Source organism: Streptomyces sp. NPDC057438 (assembly GCF_042802995.1).
In the GTDB taxonomy this organism is placed as follows: Bacteria; Actinomycetota; Actinomycetes; order Streptomycetales; family Streptomycetaceae; genus Streptomyces.
Genome location: NZ_JBHVDD010000002.1, coordinates 264,244 through 285,122, shown reverse-complemented (window position 1 = coordinate 285,122; position 20,879 = coordinate 264,244). Strand labels below are relative to the sequence as shown.

20 protein-coding genes and 1 pseudogene are annotated in these 20,879 nt (G+C 71.0%); 9 read left to right on the top strand and 12 right to left on the bottom strand.

Features of this window, described 5'->3' with window-relative positions; all coding sequences use genetic code 11:
* Nucleotides 1-36 precede the first annotated feature (36 nt).
* From ACFU5F_RS03015 to ACFU5F_RS03005, 3 genes are all read right to left on the bottom strand, one after another.
* On the bottom strand, nt 37-2,151 hold the full coding sequence (locus tag ACFU5F_RS03015; RefSeq protein ID WP_383881012.1) for a SpoIIE family protein phosphatase: 2,115 nt from the start codon (nt 2,149-2,151) through the stop codon (nt 37-39).
* Between the two features lie 343 nt (nt 2,152-2,494).
* Nucleotides 2,495-3,187 (bottom strand): DUF402 domain-containing protein, encoded by a 693-nt coding sequence (locus ACFU5F_RS03010; protein WP_383881009.1) that lies wholly within the window; start codon nt 3,185-3,187, stop codon nt 2,495-2,497.
* Nucleotides 3,188-3,301: 114 nt separating this feature from the next.
* Complete coding sequence (locus ACFU5F_RS03005) at nt 3,302-4,687, bottom strand: class II fumarate hydratase (protein ID WP_383881007.1); 1,386 nt, start codon at nt 4,685-4,687, stop codon at nt 3,302-3,304.
* A gap of 241 nt (nt 4,688-4,928) precedes the next feature.
* Here ACFU5F_RS03005 and ACFU5F_RS03000 point away from each other — a divergent pair, with 241 nt between their 5' ends.
* Complete coding sequence (locus tag ACFU5F_RS03000) at nt 4,929-5,633, top strand: hypothetical protein (protein WP_383881003.1); 705 nt, start codon at nt 4,929-4,931, stop codon at nt 5,631-5,633.
* A gap of 85 nt (nt 5,634-5,718) precedes the next feature.
* Here ACFU5F_RS03000 and ACFU5F_RS02995 read toward each other — a convergent pair whose 3' ends face one another.
* On the bottom strand, nt 5,719-7,386 hold the full coding sequence (locus ACFU5F_RS02995; protein WP_383881001.1) for a fumarate hydratase: 1,668 nt from the start codon (nt 7,384-7,386) through the stop codon (nt 5,719-5,721).
* 168 nt (nt 7,387-7,554) lie between these two features.
* On the opposite strand from ACFU5F_RS02995, the gene ACFU5F_RS02990 reads away from it, so the two are divergent.
* Nucleotides 7,555-8,280 (top strand): DUF1707 domain-containing protein, encoded by a 726-nt coding sequence (locus ACFU5F_RS02990; protein WP_383880998.1) that lies wholly within the window; start codon nt 7,555-7,557, stop codon nt 8,278-8,280.
* A 173-nt stretch (nt 8,281-8,453) separates the two neighbouring features.
* Entirely contained in the window at nt 8,454-8,831 is a 378-nt protein-coding gene (locus tag ACFU5F_RS02985; RefSeq protein ID WP_383880994.1) for a WhiB family transcriptional regulator, read from the top strand.
* Between the two features lie 169 nt (nt 8,832-9,000).
* Here ACFU5F_RS02985 and glpX read toward each other — a convergent pair whose 3' ends face one another.
* A complete protein-coding gene (gene glpX / locus ACFU5F_RS02980; RefSeq protein WP_005480703.1) occupies nt 9,001-10,035 on the bottom strand; it encodes a class II fructose-bisphosphatase in 1,035 nt (344 codons plus the stop codon).
* A 125-nt stretch (nt 10,036-10,160) separates the two neighbouring features.
* On the opposite strand from glpX, the gene ACFU5F_RS02975 reads away from it, so the two are divergent.
* Complete coding sequence (locus ACFU5F_RS02975) at nt 10,161-10,679, top strand: DUF4245 domain-containing protein (protein ID WP_383880992.1); 519 nt, start codon at nt 10,161-10,163, stop codon at nt 10,677-10,679.
* A 183-nt stretch (nt 10,680-10,862) separates the two neighbouring features.
* On the opposite strand, the gene ACFU5F_RS02970 is transcribed toward ACFU5F_RS02975, so the two are convergent.
* The 3 genes from ACFU5F_RS02970 to xseA all read right to left on the bottom strand — a co-directional run bounded on the left by ACFU5F_RS02970 (nt 10,863) and on the right by xseA (nt 13,138).
* The gene (locus ACFU5F_RS02970) at nt 10,863-11,453 is read right to left on the bottom strand and encodes a malonic semialdehyde reductase (RefSeq protein ID WP_383880989.1); all 591 of its coding nucleotides are present in this window, start codon (nt 11,451-11,453) and stop codon (nt 10,863-10,865) included.
* 136 nt (nt 11,454-11,589) lie between these two features.
* Complete coding sequence (locus ACFU5F_RS02965) at nt 11,590-11,874, bottom strand: exodeoxyribonuclease VII small subunit (RefSeq protein ID WP_383880986.1); 285 nt, start codon at nt 11,872-11,874, stop codon at nt 11,590-11,592.
* Between the two features lie 10 nt (nt 11,875-11,884).
* The gene (gene xseA / locus ACFU5F_RS02960; protein ID WP_383880983.1) at nt 11,885-13,138 is read right to left on the bottom strand and encodes an exodeoxyribonuclease VII large subunit; all 1,254 of its coding nucleotides are present in this window, start codon (nt 13,136-13,138) and stop codon (nt 11,885-11,887) included.
* A 194-nt stretch (nt 13,139-13,332) separates the two neighbouring features.
* On the opposite strand from xseA, the gene ACFU5F_RS02955 reads away from it, so the two are divergent.
* On the top strand, nt 13,333-14,334 hold the full coding sequence (locus ACFU5F_RS02955; RefSeq protein WP_383880980.1) for a 4-hydroxy-3-methylbut-2-enyl diphosphate reductase: 1,002 nt from the start codon (nt 13,333-13,335) through the stop codon (nt 14,332-14,334).
* A 141-nt stretch (nt 14,335-14,475) separates the two neighbouring features.
* Complete coding sequence (gene ppgK, locus ACFU5F_RS02950) at nt 14,476-15,222, top strand: polyphosphate--glucose phosphotransferase (protein ID WP_383880974.1); 747 nt, start codon at nt 14,476-14,478, stop codon at nt 15,220-15,222.
* Between the two features lie 29 nt (nt 15,223-15,251).
* On the opposite strand, the pseudogene ACFU5F_RS02945 reads toward ppgK, so the two are convergent.
* Together ACFU5F_RS02945 and ACFU5F_RS02940 are read right to left on the bottom strand one after the other, a co-directional pair.
* A pseudogene (locus ACFU5F_RS02945) lies at nt 15,252-15,786 on the bottom strand (transposase); the annotation flags it as partial.
* 237 nt (nt 15,787-16,023) lie between these two features.
* Nucleotides 16,024-16,350 carry a rhodanese-like domain-containing protein gene (locus ACFU5F_RS02940; protein WP_383880972.1) on the bottom strand — a complete coding sequence of 109 codons (327 nt, stop codon included), beginning with the start codon at nt 16,348-16,350 and terminating at the stop codon, nt 16,024-16,026.
* A 36-nt stretch (nt 16,351-16,386) separates the two neighbouring features.
* Here ACFU5F_RS02940 and ACFU5F_RS02935 point away from each other — a divergent pair, with 36 nt between their 5' ends.
* A complete protein-coding gene (locus ACFU5F_RS02935) occupies nt 16,387-17,016 on the top strand; it encodes a TetR/AcrR family transcriptional regulator (RefSeq protein WP_383880969.1) in 630 nt (209 codons plus the stop codon).
* A gap of 126 nt (nt 17,017-17,142) precedes the next feature.
* On the opposite strand, the gene ACFU5F_RS02930 is transcribed toward ACFU5F_RS02935, so the two are convergent.
* Nucleotides 17,143-17,727, bottom strand: a complete 585-nt coding sequence (locus ACFU5F_RS02930) for a DUF6542 domain-containing protein (RefSeq protein WP_383880967.1) — start codon at nt 17,725-17,727, stop codon at nt 17,143-17,145.
* A gap of 430 nt (nt 17,728-18,157) precedes the next feature.
* Between ACFU5F_RS02930 and ychF the strand changes: the two genes are divergently transcribed.
* Nucleotides 18,158-19,246: a redox-regulated ATPase YchF gene (gene ychF / locus ACFU5F_RS02925; protein WP_383880965.1), complete on the top strand. Its 1,089-nt coding sequence runs from the start codon at nt 18,158-18,160 to the stop codon at nt 19,244-19,246.
* A 174-nt stretch (nt 19,247-19,420) separates the two neighbouring features.
* Complete coding sequence (locus ACFU5F_RS02920) at nt 19,421-19,594, top strand: hypothetical protein (RefSeq protein WP_199845390.1); 174 nt, start codon at nt 19,421-19,423, stop codon at nt 19,592-19,594.
* 42 nt (nt 19,595-19,636) lie between these two features.
* Here the strand turns inward: ACFU5F_RS02920 and ACFU5F_RS02915 are convergent, their stop codons facing one another.
* On the bottom strand, nt 19,637-20,743 hold the full coding sequence (locus ACFU5F_RS02915; RefSeq protein ID WP_383880962.1) for a pyridoxal-phosphate dependent enzyme: 1,107 nt from the start codon (nt 20,741-20,743) through the stop codon (nt 19,637-19,639).
* Nucleotides 20,744-20,879: the final 136 nt, after the last annotated feature.

The window sequence follows — 20,879 nt, the reverse complement described above, 5'->3', positions numbered from 1 at the left end:
CCCGGTGATCACCGGGCGCCCCCTCCGTCGTACGCGTCAGGCGGGGTTGAGCTCGAACCAGACGACCTTCCCCGCACTCAGCCGTGTGGCTCCCCAGCGCTTCGCCAGCCGGTTGACCAGGTAGAGCCCGCGGCCCCCCTCGTCCGTCGCCCGAGCCTGCCGCAGCCGGGGCAGCTGCGGCACGTCGTCGGTCACCTCGCACCGCAGTACGTCGGTCCGCAGCAGCCGCAGGGTGACGGGCCGCGTCGCGTAGCGCACCGCGTTGGTCACGACCTCGCTGATGAGCAGCTCGACGGAATCGGTCAGCTCCTCCAGCCCCCAGCGGGACAACGCGTGCCGGGCCAGCCGGCGCGCCCGCCCCGGAGCCATCTCCTCCGGCTCCAGGAACCAGTACGCGACATCGCTGGGAGCGATCCCATCGAACCGTGCGGCGAGCAGCGCGATGTCGTCGTCCCGGTCCCCCGGGCCGAGCATGTCGAGCACCTCGTCGCAGAGCGCCTCCAGGGGCGGCGGATGGTCCGGCCCGGTCAGCTGCGCGGTCGCGGCCAGTTTCTCCCGCAACTGCTCTATCCCGGTCCACACGTCCCGCAGCCGGGACTCCACGAGCCCGTCGGTGTACAGCAGCAGCGTGCCACCGGCCGGCGCGTCCAGCTCGACGGCCTCGAAGTCCACGCCGCCCACACCGATCGGCGCGCCCGGCGGCACCCGCAGCACCTCGGCGCGCCCGCCCAGGTGCAGCAGCACCGGCGGCGGATGCCCCGCGTTGGCGATCGTGATCCGGTGCGAGACCGGGTCGTACACCGCGTACAGACAGGTCGCCATGCGGTCCGTGCCGAGCCGCTGCGCCTGCTCGTCGAGGTGGTGCAGCACTTCCTGGGGCGGAAGGTCCAGCCCCGCCAGGGTCTGCGCGGTCGTCCTCAGCTGCCCCATGATCGCGGCCGAGGTCATCGAATGACCCATCACATCGCCCACGACCAGCGCGACCCGGCTCCCCGGCAGGGGAATCGCGTCGTACCAGTCGCCGCCCACCCGCGCGGTCTCGGCGGCCGGCAGATACCGGTGCGCGAGCCGTACGCCGGTGCACTTCGGGAGCGCCTCCGGCAGCATCGTGCGCTGCAGTTCGTCCGCGATGTACGCCTCACGGCCGTACAGAACGGCCTTGTCGATGCCGAGCGCGCTGTGCGTGGCGAGCTGGGCGGCGACCAGCAGGTCGTCCTGCTCGAAGGCCATCCGCTCGGGGCGGCGCAGGAACACCGCCGCGCCGATCACCCGCCGCCGGCCCCGCAGCGGGGCGAGGATCGCCCGCTGACCGGTCGGCACCGTCAGCTCGGCGTCCGGGCCCAGCAGTTCGGGCAGCGCGTCGTGCGCGGCCGGCGCGTCCGCGAAGACCGGCCGCACCCCCCGCAGCACTTCGGCCAGCGCCCCGCCGGGCCGTACCTCGCACTGCTCGGCGGTGACGACGGCCAGGTCGACGGGCTGCTCCGGCTGGAGCGAGGAGGGCATGAAGCCGCCCTCGGTGTCCCGCTCCTCGGGGATCCGGTCGGTGCGGCGCAGCCGCAGCACCATGGGCCCGGTGGGCCGCTCGTCACCGACCGGCAGCGGCTCGCGCAGATACACGAGGATCGCGTCCGAGAACGTCGGCACGGTGGCCCGGCACAGACCCATCACGATCTCGTCCAGGTCTATGCCCCGGGCGATCCGCCGGGTCGCGGCGCCGACGAACCGCAGCCGGTCGCCGTCCCGCCGCATGGGCATGGGGGCGCCCGGCGGCACCCCCTGCCCGCTGCGCCGTTCCAGGCCGCCGACGGTCGCGCCGGACCGTTCCGGCTCACCGCCGGGCTGCGCCGGGATGGTCTCCGGCGCGGGCCGCGGGCGGTGCGGGTCGGGCTCGGTGGCCGCGGGCTGGGAATGCTCGGAGAGCGCCGGCTGGGCGTGCTCCGAGGGGGCCTGTCCGCCCTTCGCGCAAGGGGCCGCGGTGCCCGGCTCGGCCGGCGCGTCACCCATGCGTGCCTGAGCGGGTAAAGCCGCGGCGGGTGCGGTACGCATCGGCTCCTGGGTACGCAGAAGCGCCCCGCGGGGGTCCGTGGGGCCGGCGCCGCCCTGAGGGCGCTCGTGGGAGGTGGGGTGCTCCGTCACGCGTGTCGAATCCATCCGTCCGGGACTGCGCGTCGTGTGCGCAGTGCGTCCCGCAAACCCGATCCTTCGTCCCGCAGAAAGGCCGATACCCGGATTACGTGTCCTGGGAACGGAATTCCCGCGTGGTCAGAGGCAGTTCCTGTGCCACACACGGTACCGGCGGGCACGACGTACGACAGTACAGCCCGTCCGCCGGGCCGTCTCCGGCTCGTCCCGGTGTAACCCTCGTACCCCTTGATCACGTCTTGCCGCCCCTCGGTGACGTACGGTCAAGCCCTGCCCGAACTGCGGGAGTTGCCCCTGTGAACTCTTGCGGAGGACGATCCTACGGTTGCGGACCCGGGGCGTAACAAGGGTCTCATGAGGACAAGTGCGCGGGCGTACGGTCCCAGTCGTCCGGGAGAGACGGTACTCCCCATGCCGGATTCGGGCGCCAGTGCTGCCAGCCGTCCGCGAACGGAGGGCCCCACGCGCGGATCACCTCCACCGCCGCCCGGCCCGCCTCCCGCACCCGCTCGGCCGCCGACGCGTCCATCAGACCGTCCTGCTGGGCCTGCGCGAACTCGTCCTCGTCGAGCCAGGTCCAGGACCGGTCAGGGTAGACGCAGATGTCCAGGAAGTGGTCCTCGGAGTCCACACCGCCGCCCCAACGGGCCTGCGGCGTCTCCAGGTTGACGTACCAGTTCTTGAAACGCCAACCCTGCTCCCAGAAAAGCCACACCGACCACGGCTCGCCCGGCCGCGCCAGCTTCAGCACGCCGGTGCCTGACCAGCGGCCGAGCCGTACGCTGCGCGGCTTCTTGTAACGGGACGCGAGCGGTTCGGAGTTCGGTGAGGTGCCGTCCGCCAGCACGGGCCGTACGCACTCGGTGCCCGGCGCCAGCCACACGGCCAGCAGCTCGGCGTCGTCGCGTACGACCGTCACGGGGCGCGCGATATGGAAGCGTTCGCCGCCGTTCTCCCGGTAACGCCAGAGGATCTGACTTCCCGGCTCCCAGAACGCCGCCGCCCCGCCCGCTTCCACTCGTCTCACCACTCCGTCGTCTCCCATGCGCAGATATTAGGTGTCATGCGCATATGACGCTGCGGTACCGCCCACGGTTCACGCCTTGGCGGGAATCGGTTACCCGGGAGACACCCGGGACGGCCGGAACTCGCCGTACGGTCACGGCCGTGTCATCCGCAGGACATCCAGCGCCTCGTCGAGCTGTTCCCGGGTCAGGTCGCCCCGCTCCACGTACCCGCCCTCCAGGACGGCCTCCCGGATGGTCTTCCGTTCCGCGAGCGCCCTCTTGGCGACCTTCGCGGCCTCCTCGTACCCGATGTACTTGTTGAGCGGGGTGACCACGGACGGGGACGACTCGGCGTACTCGCGGGCCCGTTCCCGGTGCGCGACGATCCCGTCCACGGTCCGGTCGGCGAGCAGCCGGGAGACGTTGGCCAGCAGCCGGACGGACTCCAGCACGTTCTTGGCGATCACCGGCAGCATGACGTTGAGCTCGAAGTTGCCGGACGCGCCCGCCGTGGTGACCGTGACGTCGTTGCCCGTGACCTGCGCGGCGACCATGAGCACCGCCTCCGGGATCACGGGGTTGACCTTGCCGGGCATGATCGAGGACCCGGGCTGGAGATCGGGCAGGGAGATCTCCGCGAGACCGGTCCTCGGCCCCGACGCCATCCACCGCAGGTCGTTGGCGATCTTGGTGAGGGACACCGCGACCGTACGGAGCTGTCCGGAGGTCTCGACGAGCCCGTCCCGCGCCCCCTGTGCCTCGAAGTGGTCCCGCGCCTCGGTGAGCGGCAGCCCGGTGTCCCGGGCGACCTCCGCGATGACGGCGGCGGAGAAACCGGGCGGCGTGTTGATGCCGGTCCCCACGGCCGTGCCGCCCAGCGGGAGTTCGGCGAGCCGGGGCAGCGAGGCCTCCAGCCGCTCGACGCCGTACCGCACCTGGGCCGCGTATCCGCCGAACTCCTGGCCGAGCGTCACCGGCGTCGCGTCCATGAGGTGCGTACGACCGGACTTCACCACGTCGGCGAACTCCACGGACTTGCGGGTGAGGGCGTCGGCCAGGTGCTCCAGGGCCGGGATCAGGTCCCGGGTGACGGCGGCCGTGGCGGCGATGTGGATCGAGGAGGGGAAGACGTCGTTGGAGGACTGCGAGGCGTTCACGTGGTCGTTCGGGTGCACGTCCCGGCCGAGCCGCTCGCTCGCCAGTGTGGCGATGACCTCGTTGGTGTTCATGTTCGACGAGGTCCCGGACCCGGTCTGGAACACGTCCACCGGGAAGTGGTCGTCCCAGCGCCCCTCGGCGACCTCCCGCGCCGCTTCCCGGACGGCCTCGGCGATGTCCTTGTCGAGCACGCCCAGTTCGGCGTTGACCGTCGCGGCGGCCCCCTTGATCCGGGCCAGGGCCTCGATGTGGGCGCGCTCGATGCGCTGCCCCGAGACCGGGAAGTTCTCGACCGCCCGCTGTGTCTGGGCCCGCCACTTGGCCTCGGCCGGTACGCGGACCTCGCCCATGGAGTCGTGTTCGACGCGGTAGTCACTCATGCCGGGTACAGCGTCCGGACCGGTCGTGGTGTTCCCGGCCGTACCCCGTGAGGGTGAGGGGAATTCCGCACGCCGATGCCGGTGGCGTGCAGTACGGTCGGCGAGACGAATCGATCGTCGAACGCGATGTCGAATGCAACGCCGGACGGTCACACTGCCGGACACAACGTCAGATGCCGTGTCGGATGAAATCTCGCAGAAAGAACAAGCATTGAGAAGCGCTGTCATACGCCGGTCCTGCGTGGCCGGCGTCGCCGCCCTGTCCCTGACCCTGCTTGCCGCGTGCTCGGACTCCGGCGGGAGCGGAGGAGAGGGCGAGTCGGGCGGCGGGACACCGGCCCTCTCCGCCGCGGACCTGAAGAAGGTGATCATCGAGGACGGGGACGTCGAGGGCCACAAGGTCAGCGAGCCCACGGGCACGGTGGACCGCAAGGACATCAAGCCCGGCAGCGACGCGTGCGCGCCCGTCGCGTACGCCATGCTCGGCTCCGTGGTCGACGAACCGGCCGCGACCGTGCAGCGCGAGACGCAGAAGAAGGTGGACCCCGCAAAGGCCGCCAAGAGCGGTGACCTCTCGGGCCTCGACGCCACCCGCACCCTGCTCCGCCTGTCCGGCTACGACAGCGCGGCCGCCCAGGCCGTGATGAAGTCCCTGGCCGCCTCGGCCAAGGACTGCGCGGACGGCTTCGAGGTCACGGCCGACGGCACCTCCCAGGAGGTCACCAAGGTCTCCACGGACCCCGCGCCCGAGGGAGCCGACGAGGCGATCGCCCTCACCTTCCTCAGCGAGGCGGAGGGCTCGAAGGTCCCGATGAAGGTGGTCGTCTTCCGCGAGGGCGGAACCGTCGGCTACGTCACCGCCCTCAACCTGGCCTCGGCCGCCACGGGCAAGGACTTCGAGTTCCCGACGGAGGTCGTGGAGGCGCAGGTGAAGAAGCTGGCTTAGCCGGCAGCCGGCAGCGGGCAGCGCGCAAGGGCGCCCGGGGGCGAGAAATCCGCCCCCGGGCGCCCCGACTCGCCACCGGCCTTCACTACGCCAGCCCGGGCCCCCGCACCGGAATCGTCGTGAACGTCGGGGCCGGGGCCGGGTCCTTGAAGAAGTCGTTGCCCTTGTCGTCGACGACGATGAACGCCGGGAAGTCCTCGACCTCGATCTTCCAGACGGCCTCCATGCCGAGCTCCTCGTACTCGACGACCTCGACCTTCTTGATGCAGTCCTGGGCGAGGCGGGCCGCCGGGCCGCCGATGGAGCCCAGGTAGAAGCCGCCGTGCGAGCCGCACGCGTCCGTGACCTGCTGCGAGCGGTTGCCCTTGGCCAGCATCACCTTGGAGCCGCCCGCCGCCTGGAACTGCTCCACGTAGGAGTCCATGCGCCCGGCCGTCGTCGGACCGAAGGAACCGGAGGCGTACCCCTCGGGGGTCTTCGCCGGGCCGGCGTAGTACACCGGGTGGTCCTTCAGGTACTGCGGCATCTCCTCACCCGCGTCCAGCCGCTCCTTGATCTTGGCGTGGGCGATGTCCCGCGCCACGACCAGCGGCCCGGAGAGCGACAGCCGCGTCTTCACCGGGTACTTGGTCAGCTCGGCGAGGACGGCGTCCATCGGCTGGTTGAGATCGATCCGCACGACGTCCGACGAGTCGTCCAGGTGCTCGTCCGTCGTCTCGGGGAGGAACCGCGCCGGGTCCGTCTCCAGCTGCTCCAGGAACACACCCTCGGCGGTGATCTTCGCGACGGCCTGCCGGTCGGCCGAGCAGGACACGGCGATCGCGACGGGGCACGAGGCACCGTGCCGCGGCAGCCGGACCACGCGCACGTCGTGGCAGAAGTACTTGCCGCCGAACTGCGCGCCGATCCCGATCTTCTGAGTCAGCTCGAAGACCTTCTCCTCCAGCTCCTTGTCCCGGAACCCGTGCCCGAGCGGCGACCCCTCGGCCGGGATCTCGTCCAGGTAGTGCGCGGAGGCGTACTTCGCGGTCTTGAGCGCGTACTCGGCGCTCGTGCCGCCCACCACGATCGCCAGGTGGTACGGCGGGCAAGCGGCCGTGCCCAGCGAACGGATCTTCTCCTCCAGGAACTTCATCATGGAGGCCTCGTTGAGGACGGCCTTCGTCTCCTGGTAGAGGAACGACTTGTTGGCCGATCCGCCGCCCTTGGCCATGAACAGGAACTTGTACGCGCCGCCGTCGGTGGCGTACAGCTCGATCTGCGCCGGCAGGTTCGACCCGGTGTTCTTCTCCTCCCACATGGTGAGCGGAGCCATCTGCGAGTAGCGCAGGTTCAGGTTCAGGTAGGCGTCGTAGATGCCCTGGGACAGGGCCCTCTCGTCCCCGCCCTCGGTGAGCACGTTCTGCCCGCGCTTGCCCATCACGATCGCCGTGCCCGTGTCCTGGCACATGGGCAGCACACCCGCGGCCGCGATGTTCGCGTTCTTCAGCAGGTCGAGCGCGACGAACTTGTCGTTGCCGGACGCCTCGGGGTCGTCGATGATCCGGCGGAGCTGCGCGAGGTGAGCCGGCCGCAGATAGTGCTGGATGTCGTGGATCGCCTCGGCGGCCAGCTTGCGCAGCGCCTCCGGCTCCACCTTGAGGAACGTGCGCCCGTCGGCCTCGAAGGTGGAGACACCCTCGGAGGTCACCAGCCGGTACGGGGTGGTGTCCTCTCCCATGGGGAGCAGATCGGTGTACTCGAACTCAGGCATGTCGCCCATTCCTCACTCGACAAAACAGCGCGGCTGACCTCCGTTGGCAGCGTCCACCAGCGTAGGACCTGGCCGGGAGGGCGGGCTTGTGAGGTAAGGCTCAGTTCGCCGGCCCGGAGTTGTCCACACCCCTGGTCGCGATCTATCGCGAGTGGGTAATCTGCTGTCGTGGACCTTCAGAAGCGCCCCACCCAGCAACCGCCGTTGCCGTCCGCCGAGCTGCGTGCCTCCGACGCCGACCGCGACCGGATCGCCGACCTCCTGCGCGACGCCCTCGCCGAGGGCCGCCTCACCGCCGACGAGCACGCCGAGCGGGTCGAGGGCGTGCTCGCCGCCAGGACGGTGGGTGAGCTGGACGTCTTCGTGCGGGACCTGCCCGCCGGCCAGGCGGCCCGCAGGCCGGGACCGCCGTATGTGCCGCCGGTCTCCTCCGTGCCCAACCGCCCGACGCCCGGCGCCATCCCCCTCGACCCCGACGACCGGCTGATGGCCGTCTTCAGCGCCTCGATGCGCAAGGGCCGCTTCCGGGCCGGGCGGCGCATCCACGCGTACGCGATATTCGGCAGCGTCGAGATCGACCTCAGCGAGGCGATATTCGAGCACCGGCAGGTGATGATCAAGGCGATCTCGGTCTTCGGCAGCGTCGAGGTCCGCGTCCCGGAGAACGTGTCGCTGCGCGGCAGCGGCGGCGGCATCCTCGGCAACTTCGAGGTGCACGCACTGGATTCGGGAGAGACCGACGCCCCGGTGGTCTATGTGGACGGCCTGGCCGTCCTCGGGAACATCGAGGCGAGACCGAAGCGGGGGAAGGTGATCGCCGACCTCCTCGGCCGGGTCACCGACCATGTCGCCCGCCGGGTGGACGATCATTTGCGCAGGCATCAGGACCGTTGACGGGTGTGAATTCGACCGCGCCCGGACACGGCCCGAGGGGCCGGGTCCGGTTGTGGCCGTGCGGTGTGGGCGGCGAATTCCAGCGGATCGGGACTCAGTGCATAGGCCCGCGCACAGCGGGTAGGCCTTGCTGCATCGTCTCTCGCTCGCGAAGCCGTCGTCAGGAGTAGACCGTGCTGCATCCGCCGCATTCGTCCCTGCAGGTCGCTGCTGTTCCGCCCCAGCGGGTGCCAGTGCGAGACAGGGACCAGGACGCCCCGTGGCACACGGAGGCCGTGTGCCGGCGTGACGAGGCCGGGCTGTTCTTCGCCCCCTCCAAGGAACCCACCGCGTCCCGGCTCTCCCGCGAGGAAGCCGCCAAGCGCGTCTGCGCCCGCTGCCCCGTCATGGTCGAGTGCCGGGAGCACGCACTCCTGCAACCCGAGCCCTACGGAGTCTGGGGCGGCCTGACCGCGGCCGAGCGCCGGGTCGTCCTGGCCCGCAGGCGCCGCCGGGACGTGGAGCTGCAGAAGGCGGCGAGGGCGAACGGGGCGATAGCCGCGGCGGGCTGACACCCGTACATACGTGCAGCAAGGGCGCCCTCTCCGCACAAGAGGGCGCCCTGTGGGTGCCGAGGGGCAGAGCCCCGTCAGGGGCGCGGGGAACTCCGCGACCAGCCACGACGAACCCGCAGCCCACAACCGACCGCAGCCCCCGGCTCCCCCTGCTGGGCCGGCGGAGCTACTTGGCCTTCTCGAAGTCGATCGAGCTGTAGGCCCGCAGCTTGCTCAGGCGGTGCGTCGAATCGATCCGCCGTACCGTCCCCGACTTCGACCGCATCACGATCGAGTCGGTCGTCGCCGTCTCCGACCGGTACCGCACCCCCCGCAGCAGCTCCCCGTCCGTGATGCCGGTCGCCACGAAGAAGACGTTCTCGCCGGACACCAGGTCGTCGGTCGTCAGCACCCGGTCGAGGTCATGGCCCGCGTCGATCGCCCGCTGCCGCTCCGCGTCGTCCTTCGGCCACAACTTGCCCTGGATCGTGCCGCCGAGGCACTTCACCGCACAGGCGGAGATGATGCCCTCGGGCGTACCGCCCACCCCGAGCAGCAGGTCGACACCGGTGCCCTCCCGCAGCGCCAGGATCGAACCCGCGACGTCACCGTCGGAGATCAGCTTGATCCGCGCACCGGCCTCGCGGATCTCCTTGATGATCCCTTCGTGCCGGGGCCGGTCCAGGATGACCACGGTCACGTCGTCGGGCGCCGACCGCTTGGCCTTGGCGACCCGCCTGATGTTCACGGAGATCGGCGCGTCGATGTCGACGAAGTCGGCCGCCTCGGGCCCGGTGACCAGCTTGTCCATGTAGAAGACGGCCGAGGGGTCGAACATCGTGCCCCGGTCGGCGGCCGCGAGCACGGCGATCGCGTTGGTCATGCCCTTGGCCGTGAGCGTCGTCCCGTCGATCGGGTCGACGGCGATGTCGCACTCCGGGCCGGTGCCGTCACCGACGCGCTCGCCGTTGAAGAGCATCGGGGCCTCGTCCTTCTCGCCCTCCCCGATCACGACGACGCCGTTCATGGACACGGTGGAGACGAGGGTGCGCATGGCGCGCACGGCGGCTCCGTCCGCCCCGTTCTTGTCTCCGCGGCCGACCCAGCGGCCCGCCGCCATCGCGGCCGCCTCCGTCACCCGGACCAGTTCCAGGGCGAGGTTGCGGTCGGGAGCCTCGGAGGGGACTTCCAGTTCGGACGGCAGCTGATGATTCTCGGTCATCGGAGCGCACCTTTCTGATACGACGACGGCCGGATGAGGGTTCCGCCCGACTCTATCGTCAGTCCGACAAAATGAGCAGGGGACCCCACGGATGAGCGGGCCGGTGCACCTGCGACGATGAGGGCGTGGCAGGTACGAAAGGCAAGCAGACCGTCCGCGACATGGTCCTCTCCCTGGGGCTCATCGTGCTGGCGGCATGGGTCATCTATCTCTTCATCCCGCACGACGAGACCGAGCGGGAACAGAAGCGTGTCGACTACCGCGTCGAACTGCTGACGGCGCGTCGCGCGGCCTCCTATCCGGTGGCCGCGCCCGAGGGGCTGCCGCAGACCTGGAAGGCGACGTCCGTCCGCTTCCGGGGCGACGAGTCGGACCACTGGCACCTCGGCTTCCACGACCCCGACGGCGACTACGTGGCGGTCGAACAGTCCGCCGAGAAGCCGTCCCGATTCATCGAGGATGCCACCCAGGGCGCGAGGAAGACCGGGACCACGCAGGAGATCGGCGACCGGACCTGGACCCGGTACGAGGGCGAGCGCTACGACGCCCTCGTCCTGCGCGGCGAGGGTTCCACCACTGTGGTGACCGGCTCCGCGTCGTTCGACCGGCTGACGAAGATGGCCGAGGCGCTCCGGACGGAGTGACACCGCGGGCGGTGCACGGCTGTGAGCGTCGCGGGCGGTGCACGGGCCTGAGCGCTGCGGGCGATGCACGGCTCTGAGTGCCGCGGGTGGTGACCCCGCCGTGCGTGGGGCGGAGGTGAACACGGCGAAGGGCCCCGGCGATCTTGCCGGGGCCCTTCGCCGTCACATAACTGTGCCGGTGACTCAGACCGTGGTGACGACGTGGTCGAAGTCGAGGCGCGGGGAGCGCGGGTAGGACGCGCCCTCGCCGGGCCGGCCGATGTTGACCACCATCAGCGGGGTGTGGTCGTCGTCCAGGAACTCCTTCTGGACACCGGCGAAGTCGAAGCCGGTCATCGGGCCGGCGGCCAGTCCGGCGGCGCGGACGCCGATGATGAAGTACGCGGCCTGGAGGGCGGCGTTCATGCCGGCGGCCGACTCGCGGGCCGCACGCTCGGCGAAGAAGAGGTCCTTGGCCTGCGGGAACGCGGGGAACAGGGTCGGCAGTTCCTCGTGGAACTCGTTGTCCGCGGCGAGGATGGCGACCAGCGGGGCGGTGGCCGTCTTGGCCTGGTTGCCCTCGGACATGTGCGGCACGAGACGCTCACGGGCCTCGGCGGAGCGGACCAGGACGATGCGCAGCGGGGTCTGGTTGAACGCGGTCGGACCGTACTTGACCAGGTCGTAGATCGCCTGCACCTGCTCCTCGGTCACCGGCTCGTCGGTGAACGTGTTCGCGGTGTGGGCCTCACGGAACAGCAGGTCCTGGGCGGCGGGGTCGAGAACGAGGGACATCAGCCAACCTTCGTGCGATGTGGGGTGTACGACGTCGACCCTACGCGAAGGAAGTTCAAAGTTCAACGAAAGCGGGGGTGTGGTGATCCGCTTCACAACTCCTCCTCGAACGAGGCCCGTGCTGCACGGGCCGGAGTCACCCGGCCCGGCCGCCGGACTCCGTGTCGCCCCCGTCGTCCTCCGCCAGCGCCGCGTCCAGCCGCTCCCGCGCCCCGTCCAGCCAGCGGCGGCAGACCTTGGCCAGCTCCTCGCCACGCTCCCAGAGGGCGAGGGACTCCTCCAGCGACGTACCGCCCGCCTCCAGCCGGCGGACGACGTCGATCAGCTCGTCCCGGGCCTGCTCGTACCCCAGGGCGCGGTCGGTCTCCGAAGCCCCGGCCACCCCGGTCGTCCCGCCGGCCTCGCTCACGTTGCTGGTCATGCGGCCCACCCTATGCGTCCCCTCCGACAGTCCCGGTTCCGTCGACGGCGGTCCCTGCTCCGTCGACCCGGACGACGAACTCACCCTCGGCCACCCGCGCCCGCAACAGCTCGTCCGGCCCGGCCTCGCCCGGCGCGCGGACCACATGGCCGTCGGCCTTCTGCAGGACCGCGTACCCGCGCTGGAGCGTCGCCGCCGGGGACAGGGCCACCACGCGCGCGTGCGTGTGCGTCAACTCCGAGGCGGCACGGTCCAGATGGTGCCCGAGGCAGCGGCGGCCCCGGTCGAGCAGCGAGGCCACGTGGTCGGCGCGCTCGTCGATCATGCGGTGCGGGTCCTCCATCGAGGGGCGCGCGAGAGCGTGCGCGAGCCCCCGCTCCTCCCGCTCCACGAACGCTTCCACGCACCGGCGCGCCCGGTCCCGCAGCCACCGCACCCGCTCGTACTCCTCGCCCACGTCCGGCACGATCTTCTTGGCCGCGTCGGTCGGCGTGGACGCGCGCAGGTCCGCCACATAGTCCAGCAGCGGAGTGTCCGGCTCGTGCCCGATCGCCGACACCACCGGCGTACGACAGGACGCGACCGCCCGTACGAGCTGCTCGTCGGAGAACGGCAGGAGGTCCTCCACGCTGCCGCCGCCGCGCGCCACGACGATCACGTCCACGCCGTCCAGCGTGTCCAGCTCCTTCACCGCCCGCACGACCTGGGGCACCGCGTGCACCCCCTGCACGGCGACGTTGCGCACCTCGAAGCGGACGGCCGGCCAGCGCCGCCGGGCGTTCTCCAGGACGTCCCGCTCGGCCGCCGAGGCCCGGCCGCACACCAGCCCGATCAGCTGTGGCAGGAAGGGCAGCGCCTTCTTCCGCTCCGGCGCGAACAGCCCCTCCGAGGCCAGCGACTTCTTCAGCTGTTCCAGCCGGGCCAGCAGTTCACCGACCCCGACCGGCTTTATCTCCGTGGCCCGCAGCGACAGCTGGCCACGCGGCGCGTACCACTCCGGCTTCGCCAGGACGACGACCCGGGCGCCCTCGCCGACCACGTCGGCCACCGTGTCGAACACCTGGCGGTAGCAGGTCACGCCCACGGAGATGTCGTGCGACGGGTCCCGCAGCGTGAGGAACACGACGCCCGCGCCCGGACGCCGCGACAGCTGCGTGATCTGCCCCTCGACCCACACCGCGCCGAGCCGGTCGATCCAGCCGCCGATGAGGCGGGAGACCTCGCCGACGGGGAGGGGGGACTCGGCGGACGTGTTGAGTGCCATGCGCCGAGGGTAGCGGGGGGTACGGACAAGACGGCCTGACAGCTCGGGGGTTCGGGTGCGTCGGCGGCTGCGGGTGGTTCGTGATCGCGAGGAGCCCCACCGGACCTGCACCCGCCGAGGCTCAGGCACGCCCACCCCTCCCGCGCCCCCCCATCGGCCGAGGCCCCGCCGGGGAACCCCCTACGATGGAGGACATGACCGCTTCGCCTGGCCGCCGCCGTGTCCTCCTCGCCGCCCCGCGCGGCTACTGCGCGGGTGTCGACCGCGCGGTGATCGCCGTCGAGAAGGCCCTGGAGCAGTACGGGGCCCCGATCTACGTCCGCCACGAGATCGTCCACAACAAGTACGTCGTGCAGACGCTGGAGCGGAAGGGCGCCGTCTTCGTCGAGCAGACGGAGGAGGTCCCCGAGGGGAACATCGTCATGTTCTCGGCGCACGGCGTCGCCCCGACCGTCCACGACGAGGCCGCGCGCGGCAAGCTCGCCACCATCGACGCCACCTGCCCGCTGGTCACCAAGGTCCACAAGGAAGCGATCCGGTACGCCCAGGACGACTTCGACATCCTCCTGATCGGGCACGAGGGCCACGAGGAGGTCATCGGCACGTCGGGTGAGGCACCGGACCACATCCAGCTGGTCGACGGCCCCGAGGACGTCGCCAAGGTCGAGGTCCGCGACCCGTCGAAGATCGTCTGGCTCTCCCAGACCACCCTCTCCGTCGACGAGACGATGGAGACGGTCGGCGCGCTCAAGGAGAAGTTCCCGCTGCTCGTCTCGCCGCCCAGCGACGACATCTGCTACGCCACGCAGAACCGTCAGCTCGCCGTGAAGCAGATGGGCGCCGAGGCGGAGCTGGTCATCGTGGTCGGCTCCCGCAACTCCTCCAACTCGGTCCGCCTCGTCGAGGTCGCCAAGCTCGCCGGCTCTCGTGAGGCGTACCTCGTGGACTTCGCGAGCGAGATCGACGAGGCCTGGCTGGAGGGCGTTCAGACCGTCGGCGTCACCTCGGGTGCCTCCGTACCGGAGGTCCTCGTCGAGGAGGTCCTCGAATGGCTCTCCGAGCGCGGCTACGGCGACGTCGAGCTGGTCAAGGCGGCCGAGGAGTCGATCACCTTCTCCCTGCCGAAGGAACTCCGCCGCGACCTGCGCGAGGAGGCCGCGGCCCTGGTCGCCGAGCGCACCGGACAGGGCGCCTGACCGTCGGGACACCCGCCGTACGGCCCCGGAACGTGAAGGTTCCGGGGCCGTACGCGTGCCAGGACGTGAGGATCCGGCGCCCGGCGGCCGCCCGGGTACCTCGGGAACGTGACTGTCAGTCGTACGACGTAACGTAGGGCCATGCACATCTTCGGCGTGGACATCGGCGGTTCCGGGATCAAGGGCGCTCCCGTGGACCTGGACCTGGGCGACCTGGCGGACGAGCGACACAAGGTGCTGACCCCGCACCCGGCGACGCCCGACGCGGTCGCCGACGGCGTCAAGGAGGTCGTCGACCACTTCGGCTGGACCGGCCCGGTCGGCATCACCTTCCCCGGCGTGGTCACGGGCGGCGCCACGATCCGCACGGCGGCGAACGTCGACAAGAGCTGGATCGACGTCGACGCGCGCGCCCTGCTCAGCGAGCGGATCGGCGGCCTGCCGGTGACCGTGGTGAACGACGCGGACGCGGCCGGCGTCGCCGAGATCCAGTTCGGCGCCGGGCGCGACCGTCAGGGCACGGTCATCCTGCTCACCTTCGGCACGGGCATCGGCAGCGCCGTCTTCTCCGACGGCGTCCTCCTCGCGAACACGGAGCTGGGCCACCTGGAGCTGCACGGCCACGACGCCGAGACCCGCGCCTCCACCAAGGCCAAGGAGGACCACGAACTGACCTGGGAACACTGGGCCAAGCGGGTCACCAAGTACCTCGCCCACGTCGAGATGCTGTTCTCGCCCGAGCTGTTCATCATCGGCGGCGGCGTCAGCCGGAAGTCGGCGAAGTTCCTGCACCTCATCGAGGGCATCAGGGCCGAGATCGTCCCGGCCCAGCTGCAGAACAACGCGGGCATCGTGGGCGCGGCGATGCGGGCGGCCAAGGCCGACTAGGAGGTCGCGCAGAGAGGCATGTGCTGTGCTCATGGACGGCGGTGCGGGCGTTCGTCCCAGCGGTGAGTCGTCCATGACTGTCGGATGAGGCTACGCACGGTGATGATCGTGTCGGCGGGGTCGAAGAAGGCGTCGATGACGGTGGCCCGGCGCTCGTAGCAGCGGGCGAGGCGGTGGAAGGCGTTCTGCCAGGAGTGCGTGCGCTCCACGTGCCACCTCTGGCTCGCCTGGATCGGCGCCTTGTCGCCTTGGCGCGCGATCCGGCCGTGCAGGCCGCGTTCGCCGAGCAGGGCGCGGGGCTTGTCGGAGTCGTAGCCGGCGTCCAGGTGGACGGTGATGTCGGCGGGTAGCGGTCCGAGGTCGTTCAGGCGGTCCAGGGTCGGGGCGAGCAGCGGGGAGTCATGTCGGTTAGCCCCCGGACAGGACGCGGCCCAGCGGAATGCCGTAACCATCCGTCATGTCCGAGCGCTTCAGGCCATGCTTGCCGCGGTCGACCGGGGAACGCCCGGCCACCTCGCCGCCGCCGGGGGCTTTGGTGATGGCGCCGTCGACGGCGATCTGGTCCCACAGGGGTTGGGTCAGCCATGCCGGCGGTACGGGCACGAACCTTCCAAGTGATCAAGGTATGTCAGCCTCTTGATTGAGGCCGTTGACAGGCTGCGTCGAACTCGGCCCATGCCGTCCACGCTGTCTGTGCCTCACGGGGGTGCTCGGCGGCTCGTCGACCCGGCATGGTGCATGAATGTGTGACTGCCCCGGGGAAGGGCAGGGGTTCTCGGGCTGCCCTCCCCCAGGGTGGGGTCAGGCGGATTCGGTGGGAAGACCCGCCTCCACCCAGTCCTGGATGCCCTCACGGTACTTGCGGACATTGGTGTATCCGAGAGCGGTGAGCCGGTCGGCGACCTGCCTACTGTTGGGGCACGCCGGGTTGGAGCAGTAGGCGACGATCGCTGCGTCGCGGTCGGGGAGCAGGGCGGACGCCTGGGCCTCCACGTCGGCAAGGACCAGTTCGAGTGCGCCAGGAAGGTGCTGCTTGGCGTAGTACTCGCCGCCCAGAGTGTCGACGACGGTCACGCTGCCCGCGTCCATGGCTGCCTTCAGCTCGTCTCGTGTGATGAGTGCGGTCATGCCCCTGCCTTTCAAGAATCGGACTATAGTCCGGCTGTGGCTCACGACAATAACGGACCGCAGTCCGATTCCGCAATGCTGCTGGAACTCCTGCGCACCCCGCCGCCCAAAGAGCAAGCACGCTCGGCACGCAACCGTGCCGCCGTACTGGAGGCGGCCGCGCGGCTGTTCGCCGAGCACGGGGTGGAAGCGGTCTCCATGGACCAGGTGGCCGAGGCCGCCGGTGTCGGCAAGGGCACCCTGTACCGCCGCTTCGGCGACAAGTCCGGGCTGGCCGTCGCACTCCTTGACGCCCGAGAACGCGTACTGCAAGAGGCGATCCTGTATGGACCGCCACCGCTTGGCCCTGGAGCCGCCGCCGAGGAGCGGCTCACCGCGTTCGTCGACGCCTATGTCGACTACCTGCTGGAGAATCTGGCTCTCATCCGTACCTCGGAGACCGCCGCGGTCGGCGCCCGGTACCGGATCGGGGCCTACCGGTTCTGGCACCGCCACACAGCGATCCTGCTGGTCACCACACCCGACCCCGAACACACCGCTCATGCCCTGCTCGCCGCGCTGGCCGCCGAACACGTGGCCGCGCTCCTTCCGGAACTCGGCGAACAACGGATCCGAGCCGGCCTCATCCGCCTCGCCCGCTCGGCGATGCAACCCCCCAGCCCGTAGGGCAAGGGCCGAGTCGTGGACCCACACCTATCCGCGCGACCTCTAGGGCGACGGCGCGCAGGCGGCCGAGCCGGCAGCGGGCACCCACCGGCGAACGGGGCTCCCGTCCGCCGCCGGCCGCGACGGTCAGCGCCCCCGGGGGACGGAGCCGCGCGGCTGTACAGGTGGCCTCGGTGCCCGCGGCCCGGCCGGCCGACGGTCGTACGAGGTCCCGGGCCGGACACCGGCCGGCCGGCCCCGCGCGTCCCCGTCCCGGACCTGCCCGCCCTGCCCCCCGACCCGCGCCCGGCCCCGGACCTCCCGGCCGTCCCGCTCGTGCCCCCGCTCCTTTTCCCGCTCGGCGGCCCGCCGGGCCATCAGTCGCAGCTTGCGCACCGTCACGATGACCCCGGCGACCAGCGTGCCGCCGTACAGCCAGCCCGCCTGCATGGCGAGGGAGGTGACCAGGGCCATCAGATGCCCGCCGAGGCCGCCCTCGCCCTCGGCCAGCAGCGGCAGACCGGCCGCGAAGGCGATCGGTACGACGACGGGGGCGCTCGCCAGGTCACCGCGCCGCACCCACACCGCCGTCAACGCGCTGACCAGCAGGAACAGCACCCCGTACAGGACCGCGGACGCGCCGAACAGCAGCCGGTCGAGGCAGGCGAGCACGAACATCGCCAGCCCGCAGAACAGCCCGCAGCCCAGGTCGGTGAGGCGTGGATTCGGCATCCGGCGCACGGCCCGCACGACGCCCCGCACGGCTTGGAGCGGAGGTGGTACGGGCCCGCGCGCGACCGGAGCACGAGCCGGCGCGCCCACGCCGGGTACCCGGCCCGCTCTCCCCGCCTGCGGGGGAAGGGGTGGGACGCCCAGCCGCGGCCCGGTCCGAGGGGTGTGCGGGGACTGCGTCCTCTGCTGCTGCTCCACTCGTCCAACTTAGGTCGGTTAATGTGCCGAATGGGTTCACAGACACGCCGTTGAGCGGACCTTGGCCAAGCGTTCGATACCTCGCCGGACCGGGTGTCGGCACGCCGTAAACTGGGGGACCGGCCGGCCCTCCGGCCGCTGGGGCACGATCCACCGGACTGGCCTCAGGCCCCAGGCCCCGCCGCTCCAGCCCCCGGCCGCCTGGCCCTCCTACGTACGGGAAGTCGCAAACGTGTCGCTCACGATCGGAATCGTCGGTCTGCCCAACGTCGGCAAGTCGACCCTGTTCAACGCCCTGACCAAGAACGACGTGCTGGCGGCCAACTACCCGTTCGCCACGATCGAGCCGAACGTCGGCGTGGTGGGCGTCCCGGACGAGCGCCTGACCAAGCTGGCCGAGATCTTCAGCTCGCAGCGCGTCCTCCCGGCGACCGTCGACTTCGTCGACATCGCGGGCATCGTGCGCGGCGCCAGCGAGGGCGAGGGCCTCGGCAACAAGTTCCTCGCGAACATCCGCGAGTCGGACGCGATCTGCCAGGTCATCCGCGCCTTCCAGGACGAGAACGTCGTGCACGTCGACGGCAAGGTCTCGCCCAAGGACGACATCGAGACGATCAACACCGAGCTGATCCTCGCCGACCTGCAGACCATCGAGAAGGTCCTGGCGCGCCTCCAGAAGGAGTCGCGCATCAAGAAGGACATCGCGCCGAAGGTCGCCGCCGTCGAGGCCGCCAAGGAGATCCTGGAGAAGGGCGACACCCTCTTCTCCCAGGGCATCGTGCAGGGCTCCGGCAACGAGGAGCTCCTCCACGACCTGCACCTGCTCACCACCAAGCCGTTCCTGTACGTCTTCAACGTCGACGAGGACGAGCTGACCGACGAGGACTTCAAGAACGAGCAGCGCGCGCTGGTCGCCCCCGCCGAGGCGATCTTCCTCAACGCCAAGCTGGAGCAGGACCTCGCCGAGCTGGACGAGGCGGACGCGATGGAGCTGCTGGAGTCGGTCGGGGCCGAGGAGCCGGGCCTGGCCACCCTCGCCCGCGTCGGCTTCGACACCCTGGGCCTGCAGACCTACCTCACGGCCGGCCCCAAGGAATCCCGCGCCTGGACCATCAAGAAGGGCGCGACGGCCCCCGAGGCCGCCGGTGTGATCCACACCGACTTCCAGAAGGGCTTCATCAAGGCCGAGGTCATCTCCTTCGCCGACCTGGTCGAAACGGGCTCGGTCGCCGAGGCCCGCGCCAAGGGCAAGGCCCGCATGGAGGGCAAGGACTACGTGATGCAGGACGGGGACGTCGTCGAGTTCCGCTTCAACGTCTAGCCGCACCTCCGCCTCGTCGGCGTTGCCGAACGGGCAGGTCAAGAGGGTCTGACTCTTCCGAGTCAGACCCTCTTGTCCGGGCGCGGCGACGCCGGGCCGGGGCAGGGGGGTGTCGATCTCCCGGTGCGGGCAGTCCTTTCTCAGGCAGCCGCATCGGGCTGGGAGGGGGATCCCATGTGGGTGGCACTGGCGATACTCGGCGTGCTCGTGGTGTTCAACGGGGAGTTCCGTGTGCTGGCGGTCGCCGCCGGGGCGCTCCTGCTGTGGGTCGGCCACAAGCGGAGCAACATGCTGCTGACGGCGGTCGGCGCGGGGTTCCTCGCGCTGATGCTGTACGCGGCCTACTGACGCCCGGCCCCTGGCCAGGGGCCCCGGTGTGGTCCCGGCTCCTCAACTCTCCGCCAGCCCGGTCTTCAACCCGGCGCCGCACAACGGCACCACTGCCGTGCGCGCCCCCAGCGCCCCCTCCCGTACGGCCGCCCAACAGGCCACGCCCGTGGACTCGACGTACAGGCCCCGGGAGGCCAGGTCGCGTTGGGCGTGGCGGAGCTGGTCCTCGGTCACGGTGAGGAAGGTGCCGCCGGAGTCGCGGACCGCGCGGAGGATCTGGCGGGCCCGGGGCGGGCGGGGGATGGCGATGCCCTCGGCCAGGGTGGGAGCCGTGGCGGTGTTCCCGACCAGGTCGTCGGCGCCCTCGGTCCACGCGTGGGCCAGCGGCGCGACGGCGGCCGACTGGACGGCGCAGAGGGCCGGGCGGCGGTCGATGAGGCCAGCCGCGTGCAGTTCGGCGACGGCGAGGGCCGCGCCCAGCAGCAGCGTGCCGTTGCCGACGGGGACGACGATCACCTCGGGGAGCCTGCCGCCGAGGTCCTCCCACAGCTCGTGGACGTAGGTCTTGGTGCCGTGCAGGAAGTACGGGTTGTAGACGTGCGAGGCGTAGAAGACGCCGTCCGCGTCCGCCGCCTCCCGGGCCGCACGGGCCGCGGCCTCGCGGCCGCCGTCGACGATGTGGAGCTGCGCCCCGTGCGCCCCGATCTGCTCCAGCTTCTTGTCCGATGTGCCGGCCGGGACGTAGACCGTGCAGGGCAGGGCGGCCCGGGCGCAGTACGCGGCGACCGCCGTGCCCGCGTTGCCGCTGCTGTCGGCGATCACCCGCCGAGGGCCGAGCCGCAGCGCCAGCTCGGCGAGGAGCACCGCGCCCCGGTCCTTGAAGGAGAGCGTCGGCATCAGGAAGTCGAGCTTGGCCCGGATGCCGTCCTTCAGCTCGACGAGCGGGGTCCGGCCCTCGCCGAGGGAGACCGTGGGCGAGGCCAGGGGGAGACATTCCGCGTAGCGCCAGAGCGAGTTCACGCGGCCGGCCAGGGACTTGAGCGGTGCGGGGGTGGGTGCGAAGTCCAGATCCAGGGGGCCGCGGCAGGCCGGGCAGCACCAGGCGAGGGAGGCGGCGGGGACGCGCGTGCCGTCCGTCGGGCAGAAGCGATCCGGCAGAGGGGTCATGGGCGAAGGGTAGTGGCGTCGGCCGGGGTGGCCGGGACGATCGGTGACGGTGCGTCATGTGGTGTGTCATGCGGTGCCTCACGGTGGCGCGCCACGGCAGCACGCCATGGTGGTGCGCCCTGGTGGTGCGGGACCT

Coding starts and splice junctions, on each gene's coding strand:
- ACFU5F_RS03015 (WP_383881012.1), bottom strand. CDS start 2,151: ATGGATTCGACACGCGTGACGGAGCACCCCACCTCCCACGAGCGCCCT.
- ACFU5F_RS03010 (WP_383881009.1), bottom strand. CDS start 3,187: ATGGGAGACGACGGAGTGGTGAGACGAGTGGAAGCGGGCGGGGCGGCG.
- ACFU5F_RS03005 (WP_383881007.1), bottom strand. CDS start 4,687: ATGAGTGACTACCGCGTCGAACACGACTCCATGGGCGAGGTCCGCGTA.
- ACFU5F_RS02995 (WP_383881001.1), bottom strand. CDS start 7,386: ATGCCTGAGTTCGAGTACACCGATCTGCTCCCCATGGGAGAGGACACC.
- glpX (WP_005480703.1), bottom strand. CDS start 10,035: ATGACCGAGAATCATCAGCTGCCGTCCGAACTGGAAGTCCCCTCCGAG.
- ACFU5F_RS02970 (WP_383880989.1), bottom strand. CDS start 11,453: ATGTCCCTCGTTCTCGACCCCGCCGCCCAGGACCTGCTGTTCCGTGAG.
- ACFU5F_RS02965 (WP_383880986.1), bottom strand. CDS start 11,874: ATGACCAGCAACGTGAGCGAGGCCGGCGGGACGACCGGGGTGGCCGGG.
- xseA (WP_383880983.1), bottom strand. CDS start 13,138: ATGGCACTCAACACGTCCGCCGAGTCCCCCCTCCCCGTCGGCGAGGTC.
- ACFU5F_RS02955 (WP_383880980.1), top strand. CDS start 13,333: ATGACCGCTTCGCCTGGCCGCCGCCGTGTCCTCCTCGCCGCCCCGCGC.
- ppgK (WP_383880974.1), top strand. CDS start 14,476: ATGCACATCTTCGGCGTGGACATCGGCGGTTCCGGGATCAAGGGCGCT.
- ACFU5F_RS02940 (WP_383880972.1), bottom strand. CDS start 16,350: ATGACCGCACTCATCACACGAGACGAGCTGAAGGCAGCCATGGACGCG.
- ACFU5F_RS02930 (WP_383880967.1), bottom strand. CDS start 17,727: ATGCCGAATCCACGCCTCACCGACCTGGGCTGCGGGCTGTTCTGCGGG.
- ACFU5F_RS02920 (WP_199845390.1), top strand. CDS start 19,421: ATGTGGGTGGCACTGGCGATACTCGGCGTGCTCGTGGTGTTCAACGGG.
- ACFU5F_RS02915 (WP_383880962.1), bottom strand. CDS start 20,743: ATGACCCCTCTGCCGGATCGCTTCTGCCCGACGGACGGCACGCGCGTC.